We start from the raw sequence: 9,249 nt of genomic DNA on the forward strand, positions 1-9,249 counted from the left end.
GCAATGCCATGCCTTGCGCCCCCAGCTGACGTAAGGTAAGCACCAAAGATTTATTCAGTCAAATGGAATTCAAAAATAAATCGACGGCGGCCTTGGGCACCCTGAGGAGATGGCCGAGACATCGCGCCGAGGACCTGTCCACATGTCGCTGTTGGCCGATTGCCGCCACGCAAGAACAGCTACAAGGGTAGGCGAGCCTCGCAACCGTTGACCCAGCAAAGCATGGAGCAGAGATGATCGAATTGCCGTTTGCCCGCGACGAATACCAGCAGCGGCTTCGCAGAATCCGCGCCGAGATGGCGAAACGCGGCCTTGAGCTCTTGATCGTCAACGATGTTGCCAACCAGCACTACATCACCGCCTATGACGGCTGGTCCTTCTACACGCCGCAGGTGGTGCTGGTTCCCATCGAGGAGGTCGAGCCGGTCTGGATCGGCCGCGCCATGGATGCCGCGGGCGGCCTTCTGACGGCCTGGATGAAGCCCGAGAACGTGGTTGGTTTCCCCGAAGATCATGTCCAGCGTGCCGACCGCCACCCGATGGACTGGATCGCGAACTGGATCGTGGCCAAGGGCTGGGGGAACAGGCACACCGGCATCGAACTCGAAGCCTATTATTTCTCCCCGAAAGCACATGCGCGGCTTGTCGCCGGACTGCCCAACGCGAAATGGCATGATGCCGATTTGCTCGTGAACTGGATACGTGCGGTCAAGACCGCGCCCGAGATCGCCTATCTGCGCAAGGCCTCCACCCTGGCCGAGGCCGCCGTCGCGCGAGCCTACGACGTCATCGCGCCCGGCGTGCGCGAATGCGATGCGATCGCCGCCATCCAGGCGGCGCAGATCGCTGGCAGCTCGGATTTCGCCGGAGACATCACCGCTCTTCCGCCGACGATCCTTGGCGGCGAGAACGCTTCGGCCCCGCACATCATGTGGAGCGACAGGCGGTTCGGAGACAATGAGACAATCGCGCTGGAACTTGCCGGCGTCTGCCGTCGCTACGCCGCGGGGCTGGCCAGAACGATGCAGCTGGGCAAGACGCCGACGCGCGTCTCGGAGACTGCGAAGGCCGTGATCGAAGGCATGGATGCGGTGCTCGACGCGGTCCGGCCGGGAACGACGGCGGAAGCGGTCGAAGGCGCCTGGCGCAAGGTTATCGAGCGCCACGGCCTGAAGAAGGAATCGCGCATCGGCTATTCCATCGGCGTCGCCTATCCGCCGGACTGGGGTGAACACACGATCAGCCTCAGGCCGGGCGACAAGACCGTGCTTGTCCCGGGCAATGTCCTTCACTCCATCCTCGGCATGTGGATGGATGGCTGGGGTATCGAGGTCAGCGAGACGATCCTGGTGACCGAAACCGGCCATGAGACCCTGACCCGATTCCCGCGAGAGATTCATGTCAAATCCTGAGGACCTGACAGCTTCGGATGATGGTCCCGGCGCGGTGGAAATCGGCGCCGGCATTCTCGATGAGATGATCAGGATCCGCCGCCATCTGCACCGCAATCCGGAACTGTCGAACCGCGAGGTCGATACGCAGCGCTATCTCAGGCAGGCCCTGGCGGATCAGGGGATATCAGGCGTTCGCGATGTCGCCGGCTTTGGCCTGGCGGTGGATATCGTCGGCACCGGCAAGCCGTCCAATCGCAAGATTGCCATTCGCGCCGACATCGATGCCTTGCCAATCGAGGAGGAGTCCGGTGTCGACTTTGCCTCGGCAAATCCCGGCGTGATGCACGCCTGCGGCCACGATGCGCACGCCGCGATGGGGTTCGCGGTGGCCGCCCATCTCCATCGGTCGCGGGCGGACTTCGGCGGGACCGTTCGGCTGATCTTCCAGCCGGCGGAGGAGGATGAACCATCGGGCGGCAAACGTGTCGTGGAGGAGGGGGTGCTTGACGACATCGACGCGGCGATCTGCCTTCATGTCGATCCGTACACGTCGTCTGGAAAGGTAGCGGTCGGTTCAGGTCCCTACACGCTGGCATGCGACACGTTCGATGCCGTTGTGACCGGCGAGGCCGCGCATGCGGCGAAGCCCTATGAGGGGATCGATGCGATCGCTGTGGCGTGCTCCATGGTGGGCGAGTTGCAGAAGATCGTGTCGCGCGAGATCGACCCGTACGATCCGCTCATCATCTCCGTGACCGGCATCAATGGCGGCAGCGCCTACAATGTGATCGCAGGCAAGGTCGCCTTGAAAGGCACCATTCGCAGCGGCAACACGGCCACCCGCGAACGGGCAAGGCGCCGCGTTCGCGAGATATTGGAGGGTATCGCGGCCAGCCACGGCGCAAGCGTGCAAGTCGACATCCACGAGGGCGAACCCGGCGTCGTCAATGACGGCGAAATGGCCGAGCTCATTTCCGCCAGCGCCAGGGCCTGCGTCGGAGCTGAAAACGTTCTCAACATGTCGGGATGGACGATTGCCGACGACTTTGCGTACTACAGCGAGAAGCGCCCATCGGTCTATTTCCGCCTCGGAATCCGCAACGAGGCCGCTGGATCGATCTACCCGCTTCACCATCCCCGGTTTCGCGTCGACGAGGCCGCGTTGAAGGTTGGTGCCGCAACGCTTGCCACGGCAGTCACGCGGTTCCTGTCGGCGCAGCCGGACTGATCGAAACAACCCGGCGCCGGCTCGTGCCCGGTTCGCACGAGCCGGCAACAGGCGTCCATTCAGTATTTGATGGCCCGACGTTCGGCCAGCACGACGACGCAGAACAGCGCGATGGACAGGCAAGATGACAGCACGATTGCCGCGTAAAGCCGGTCCGACTGGTAGTTGAACGTCGCCTGGATGATCAGCGCGCCGAGACCCTTGTCCGAGCCGATCCATTCGCCGACGATGGCGCCGATCACCGCCGTCGCCGAGGCGATCCGCAGCGAGGAGAACAGCATCGGTAAGGCACGCGGCAGGCGCAGGCTCCAGAAAATCTCCCAGCGCGTCGCCGACAGCACCCGGAACAGCTCGTGTTCGTTGTCGCTGGCCGAATCCAGGCCGCGGATCATGTTCACCAGCGTCGGGAAGAAGCAGATCACCGCGGCGATGACGATCTTCGGCGTCATGCCGAGCCCGAAGATCAGGATGATGATGGGCGACAGCGCCAGGATCGGAATGGTGTTGAAGAACAGCACGATCGGGAAATAGGCGGCCTGCAGGATGCGGCTGTGCACGAACAGCACCGCCAGCAGGACGGCGGCGAGATTGCCGATGACGAAGCCGGCCAGCGCCTCGATCAGCGTTGGCCTCAGATTGTCCATCAGCAGCGCGAAATTCTTCTGAAACACTCCCGATATGGCTGTTGGCGTCGGCACGATATAGGCCGGCACGCCAAGCAGCGGCAGAAGATACTGCCAGGCGAGCAGGATCGACGCCGCGCCGAGAACGGGCAGCGCGATCGCCAGTTGCGGAGACAGAGGCGCCGCTCTCATGATGCCTGCTCCAGTGCAGTGCGCAGTTCGGCCATGGCGGCGACGATGGCAGGATCTTCGCGCGTGCACCGGTTGCCGTCCTGCTTGAGCGGCCGCATGTCCAGATCCTTGACCAGCCGCCCGGGATTGGCGGCGAGCACGATGACGCGTTCGCCGAGATAGGCGGCTTCGGCGATCGAATGGGTGACGAACAGGATTGTCGTGCCCGTGCGCCGCCACAGATTGAGAAGTTCGTCGTTGAGGCGGTCGCGGGTGATTTCGTCGAGCGCGCCGAACGGTTCGTCCATCAGGAGCAGTTTCGGCTGGCCGAGCAAGGCGCGGGCGATCGCCACGCGCTGGCGCTGACCGCCGGAAAGCTGATGCGGCAGGCGCTCGCCAAACCCGGCAAGCCCCATCAGTTCGAGCAACTCGTCGCTGCGGTCCTCAATTCTGCGGGTCAGGCTGCCTTGTCCGACGCCAAGCGGCAGGCGGACATTGTCACGCACGGTTCGCCAGGGCAGCAAAGTGGAATCCTGGAAGACGAAACCGACATCACGGCGCGAGCGGACCGCATGCGGCGTGTCGCCGAGCACGCTGATCGTGCCGCCGAGCGGATCGAGCAGGTCGGCGACCACGCGCAGCAGGGTCGACTTGCCACAGCCAGATGGACCGAGAATCGACAGGAAGGATCCAGCCTCGACGGTGAGGTCGAGGCCGGAGAGCACCTTGACGGCCGCGATGCGGCCGCCATAGCCGACATCGAGACGGCTGGCTTCGATCGCGTTCGGTACCATGTCAGCATGACGTTTGATCGTCATGCTGATCTGGCTATTTGCTGGAGCATGATCTCTTCCAAAACCCAGTTCCCACTTTTTGTGATCATGCTCTAGGTGGCGGGCGCGTCGAGCTTGGGACGATCGGCGGCCGACAGTTCCAGGATCTTCGTGGTGTAGACATCCGCCGCTGCCGGCTTGCCGTTCGGGTACTGGCCGACCTTGTCGAGCAGGGCCAACTGCTCCTCGATCGAAGCGGGATCAAACGTGCCCCAACCATCTTTCGCGGTGGTGGCGTCGAAGGAGAGTTTCAGCACCAGGTTGACGGTCTTTTCTTCCCAGCCGAGATCCATTTCGGGGTAAGCGGCGACCATCTTCTTCACGGCTTCCTGCGGGTTGGCGTGCACCCAGCCCCAGCCCTTGGCGACCGCGCCGATGAATTTGGCCAGCGTCTCCGGGTCTTTCTCGATCGCCGCGTCGGTGGCGAAATAGACATCGGCGTAGGAGGCCAGCCCGAGGTCGCGCACCAGAAGGTCGATGCGGTCGTCGCCGACCACGCTCAGCGCCTGCGTGTTGGTGATCCAGCCGCCGATCGCGTCGACATCGCCGCGCACCAGCGGTCCCTTGTCGAAGCCGACATTGATGACGGTGACGTCGGACGCGCTCATGCCGTTCTTGGCCAGGATCTCGTCCATGACGAAGCGCGCCGTCGGCTGGATGCCGATCTTCTTGCCCTTGAGGTCGGCGACGCCCTTGATCGGGTTAGAACCCTTCGAGGTGAGCGCGTAGGGGCCGGTGCGGAAGCCGCAGGCGATGATCTTGACCGGCACGCCGCTGGCGCGCGCGGCATAAAGCTGTGGCGTTTCGGAGAACTGGCCAAGCTGTGCGGCGCCCGAAATCACCGGCGGCACGGTCGAGGCGTTCGGCCCGCCGGGGCTGAATTCCACATCGAGCCCGGCATCCTTGAAGTAGCCATTGGCGACAGCGGCGATGTCGCCGATCTGGCCATTGGACATCAGCCAGTCATACTGGATGACGACCTTTCCGGCGGCCTTCGCTCCGGGCGTCAAAACCAGCTGCATTCCTGCCGATGCCGCGGCGACAGCCGCCAGACCGGACTTCATGAAGCCGCGTCGGTTCATGTGATGGTTCCCATTCATTTTTCGCTCCTGTTGCAAGACTGTCTCGTCTCTTCATTGCGCGCCGTTCCCTTTGGCGCGATGTCGTCTACGGCTGTTCGTCGTGGTAGTCGCCGGGGCCGCCGTCGAGCCAGGCGTAGAGTTCCCAAAGCGTGTCGTCCGGGTCGGTGAAATAGGCGCAGCGCGCGTTCCAGACGTAGTTTTCGGGCGGGCCATAAAACGGCACGCCCTTGGCGCTGAGTTCGCCGTGCAGCCGGTCTATCTCGCTTGGCTTGTCGAGCAGCACGGCAACACAGACCTTGTGCGCATGGCGCGGCGATCTCGCATTCGATACGCCGGTGTGCCGGTTGATGTGGTCGATCTCCCAGGCGGCCAGGGTCACCCCCTCGCCATGGAAATCGGCGAAGCCCTCGGCGCGGCGGCGCAGACGGAAGCCGAGTTTCTCGACATAGAAATCGACAGTCCTGTCGATGTCCTCCACCAGAAGGCAGACATCGGAAATTCTGGTTACGCTTGCGACAGCCATGCTCATTTTCCTTCGCTGAGTCGGCCGCCGCGCGAAAGCGGCAGCTTGACGCCGACGCGGTTGGCCGCGCCGATGATATGCGCGCGCATCGCAACCTCGGCCGCGGCAGGGTCGCCCGCGACCAGCGCCTCGTAGATGCGCACATGCTCGCCGACATTGATCTCCACGAGGTCGTGCAACGGGTTGGTTTGCCGCGCGTAGTAGATGGAGCGTCGTATCTGTTCGCAGACGAACGAGATGAAGGTGTGGATGTAGCTGTTGCCGGTGGCGCGGGCGATTTCGCGATGAAACAGCAGATCGGCGTCGATGCTGCCGTCTTCCCAGCGCTCCTCGCCGCTCATCCGGTCAAGCGCCGCCTTGATGGCGTCGAGATGGTCCTGGTCCCGCCGCTCGGCGGCAAGCGCTGCTGATTCCGCCTCGAGGATGCAGCGCAGCTCGAAGAGGCGCTCCATGTTCTGACCATCCTTCAGCGCCTCGCGGTCGATGCGGATCGCTGCGCGCTGTTCCGGCGCAAGCACGAAGGAGCCAATGCCCTGCCGTGCTTCCACCATGCCGTCGGCGCGCAATTGCGCGATGGCCTCGCGCACCACGTTGCGGCTGACGCCGAACTTCTCCGAAAGCTGCTGCTCCGTCGGCAGCAGGCTGCCGGGATTGAGGTCGCCGGATTCGATCTCGCGGCTGAGGAAAGCCGCGACCCGGTGCGGGAGTGCCTCGACGGTGCCGATGGCTGCCAGTCGCTGTTTCATGAACGGGTCTCCGTCTCCGCAAAGAGGCAGCCGGGATTCATCAATCCGTTTGGGTCGATAGCCCCTTTCAGGGCGGTAACCAGCCGGCGATGGACAGGAGACATTCCAGCCCAATAGGCGCGCTGGCGCGTGCGGCCGATACCGTGCTCGGCGCTGATCGAACCACCCAGCGCGCTGGCGATGTCGTAGAGGCCGGCGGTGATGGCGACGCCCCTGGCGCGCGCATCCGGCTCGGGAAGATCAAGCGGCGGCAGGACGTTGAAATGAATGTTGCCGTCGCCGGCATGGCCGTAGGCCTGTGAAATCCATCCCGGGTGCTCTCGCGCGACGAACTGGCGGGCTTGGGCAACCAGGGCCGGGATATCGGAGATGCGCACCGAAAGGTCGGTCCGCACATGGTAGCCGCGCTTGGCCTGGCCCTCGACCAGCCCCTCGCGGATGGCCCAGAACGCCCTGGCCTGTGCACCGCTTTCGGCCAGGACTGCGTCGGTGACGAGTTGTTTTTCCATCGTGTCGGCAAGGAAATCCAACAGCAATGCGCGCAGGTCGATCGCGGCACTCGACGACAGTTCGATCAGCACATGAACAGGCGCATTCACCGGCGCGACAATGGTCGGGTCGGCGAGGCGCGCAAGGTCCATGCATTCCGCGCCGATGATCTCGAAGGCCGACATCAGGTCGGAGCTTGCGCGCCGGGCCTGCCTGAACAGCGCGATAGCCATTTCGAACGAAGGCAGCCCCAGATAGGCGCTCTCGACCTTGCCGGGTCTCGGAAACAGCTTCACTTCAACGCCGGTTATGATGCCGAGCGTTCCCTCGGCACCAATGAAAAGCTGCTTCAGGTCGTAGCCGCGATTGTCCTTTCGCAGTCCGGAAAAGCCGTTCCATAGCTCGCCGTCCGGCAACACCACCTCTAGGCCGACGATGAGATCGCGGGCCATTCCATAGCGCAGCACATTGACCCCGCCGGCATTGCTGGCCGCATTGCCGCCGATCTGGCAACTGCCCTGCGCGCCGAGCGCCAGCGGAAACAGGCAGTCCTGATCTTCGGCCGCGTCCTTGATATGCTGCAATACGCAGCCGGCATCGGCCTGTAGCGTGAAATTGTCAGCGTCGACACGGCGGATCCTGTTCAGCCGTTCCAGGCTGATGATGACCGCGCCACCGACCGTGCCGATGTCAATCGCACCTGCGACTAGCCCTGTATTGCCGCCTTGCGGGATGATTGTCAGTCCGAGCGCGCCGCACAGCCGAACAGCCGCCTGTACTTCGGCGACCGAAGCCGGTTTCAGCACCGCGAGCGCCCCGCCGCGATGATCGCCTGACCAATCCCCGAGGTACTTAGCCATATCGGCGGCGTCCGTGGTTACGCCGCCTTGCCCGAGAGCGTGCGCCAGCGCGGCGACTATTTCAGGCGAGATGCCGTGGGTGGTCATTCAATGGCCGGCGTTAGTGTTTGCATATATGGTTATACATATCATCCTACAACTTAAAACCTGTCAATGGGAATGGGTCGAAGGGGCGGTGGGTAAACCGCCTCTACGGTCGCCGAGGTCAGATGTCTGGGAAGGAGGGTAGGGCGTATGATTAGCCCGCTCGGCCTGGTTCGAGCGGCTGGCCCGGAGTTATCCGAGCGGGTGAGAGGTCGGCGACGGCTAACCTCAGAGGTACTGGGCGACCTTCTTGCCGACAGTGAGGAAGCGCAGCGGATCGATGGCTTCGCCATTGTGGCGGACTTCATAATGCAGATGCGGTCCGGTCGAACGGCCGCTGCTGCCGGTCTTGCCGATGATGGCGCCGGCGTCGAGTTTTTCACCGACGGTCACGTCGATTTCGCTCAAGTGCCCGTAGCGGGTGGCAAAGCCATTGCCGTGATCGACCTCGACCATGCGGCCATAGCCGCCGTTCCAGCCGGCCTTGGTGACGACGCCAGGCGCGGTGACCCGCGCCTCCATGCCGATCGGCGCCCTGAAATCCATGCCGGTATGCAACGCCGCCGTCCCGAGTATGGGGTCGGTGCGCACGCCGAACGGGCTGGTGACGGAGTGGCCGGGGGCGGGGTTGGCAAGCGGCAGCTGGCGCGCTTCCTTCTTGAGGTGATCGAGCGTATCCAGCGCCTCGTCGAGTTCCCTAACCTTGCTGTCGAACATCATCGAACTGTCGAGCGGGACAAGCGGTCCGCCGACATCGCTTTCGCCCTTGCCGAAATCGCTGTCGACCGGAAGGCCCGCGGCTTGCAGTGCCTCCTGAATGGCATCGGCGCTCTTATAGGCGTTGTCGGCAAGCGTGCTGATGCGGGTGAGTTGCTCGTTCTCGATCCCGAACGGCTCGTCCGCGATGATGAGTCTTGGCTCGCAGGAGATCGCGATAGCAACCATGACACGCTGGCGCATACCCCCACTGAGCTGGTGAGGATAGGCCTCGGCTTTGGTCTCTGCATCCGGGATGCGGACCTTCTTGAGAAGGTAGATCGCCTGCGCTTTGGCGGCGCTCCAGGACATCCGGCGATGACGCACCAGCGGCTCGGCGATCTGGCGCCAGATGCGCAGGCTTGGGTTCAGCGCTGTCATCGGCTCCTGGAAAACGATGCCGACCTCGTTGCCTCGGATGTCCCTGATCTGTTTCGGTGACTGCGTCTGCATATCACGG

The 9,249-nt window shown here is 63.5% G+C and carries 9 protein-coding genes; 2 read left to right on the plus strand and 7 right to left on the minus strand.

Annotated elements, in window-relative coordinates:
- Positions 1 to 233 precede the first annotated feature (233 nt).
- Both J0I79_RS00960 and J0I79_RS00965 read left to right on the plus strand, forming a co-directional pair.
- Positions 234 to 1,412: a M24 family metallopeptidase gene (locus J0I79_RS00960; RefSeq protein ID WP_292854507.1), complete on the plus strand. Its 1,179-nt coding sequence runs from the start codon at positions 234 to 236 to the stop codon at positions 1,410 to 1,412.
- Positions 1,399 to 2,622 (plus strand): amidohydrolase, encoded by a 1,224-nt coding sequence (locus tag J0I79_RS00965; protein ID WP_292854510.1) that lies wholly within the window; start codon positions 1,399 to 1,401, stop codon positions 2,620 to 2,622. The genes J0I79_RS00960 and J0I79_RS00965 overlap by 14 nt, the downstream gene beginning before the upstream one ends.
- 59 nt (positions 2,623 to 2,681) lie before the next feature.
- Here J0I79_RS00965 and J0I79_RS00970 read toward each other — a convergent pair whose 3' ends face one another.
- From J0I79_RS00970 to J0I79_RS01000, 7 genes are all read right to left on the minus strand, one after another.
- On the minus strand, positions 2,682 to 3,437 hold the full coding sequence (locus J0I79_RS00970; RefSeq protein ID WP_292854513.1) for an ABC transporter permease: 756 nt from the start codon (positions 3,435 to 3,437) through the stop codon (positions 2,682 to 2,684).
- Entirely contained in the window at positions 3,434 to 4,234 is an 801-nt protein-coding gene (locus J0I79_RS00975; protein WP_292854515.1) for an ABC transporter ATP-binding protein, read from the minus strand. Before J0I79_RS00975 ends, J0I79_RS00970 begins: the two co-directional genes overlap by 4 nt.
- 68 nt (positions 4,235 to 4,302) lie before the next feature.
- Positions 4,303 to 5,331 (minus strand): ABC transporter substrate-binding protein, encoded by a 1,029-nt coding sequence (locus tag J0I79_RS00980; RefSeq protein ID WP_292854528.1) that lies wholly within the window; start codon positions 5,329 to 5,331, stop codon positions 4,303 to 4,305.
- A gap of 85 nt (positions 5,332 to 5,416) precedes the next feature.
- A complete protein-coding gene (locus tag J0I79_RS00985; protein ID WP_292854517.1) occupies positions 5,417 to 5,860 on the minus strand; it encodes a VOC family protein in 444 nt (147 codons plus the stop codon).
- Positions 5,857 to 6,600: a FadR/GntR family transcriptional regulator gene (locus tag J0I79_RS00990; RefSeq protein WP_292854520.1), complete on the minus strand. Its 744-nt coding sequence runs from the start codon at positions 6,598 to 6,600 to the stop codon at positions 5,857 to 5,859. The genes J0I79_RS00985 and J0I79_RS00990 overlap by 4 nt, the downstream gene beginning before the upstream one ends.
- Positions 6,597 to 8,036, minus strand: a complete 1,440-nt coding sequence (locus J0I79_RS00995; RefSeq protein WP_292854522.1) for an FAD-binding oxidoreductase — start codon at positions 8,034 to 8,036, stop codon at positions 6,597 to 6,599. The genes J0I79_RS00990 and J0I79_RS00995 overlap by 4 nt, the downstream gene beginning before the upstream one ends.
- A 225-nt stretch (positions 8,037 to 8,261) precedes the next feature.
- Positions 8,262 to 9,249, minus strand: a 988-nt coding sequence (locus tag J0I79_RS01000) for a peptidoglycan DD-metalloendopeptidase family protein (protein WP_292854525.1), incomplete at its 5' end; no start/stop codon positions are given.

Source organism: Mesorhizobium sp. (assembly GCF_017306585.1).
In the GTDB taxonomy this organism is placed as follows: Bacteria; Pseudomonadota; Alphaproteobacteria; order Rhizobiales; family Rhizobiaceae; genus Mesorhizobium.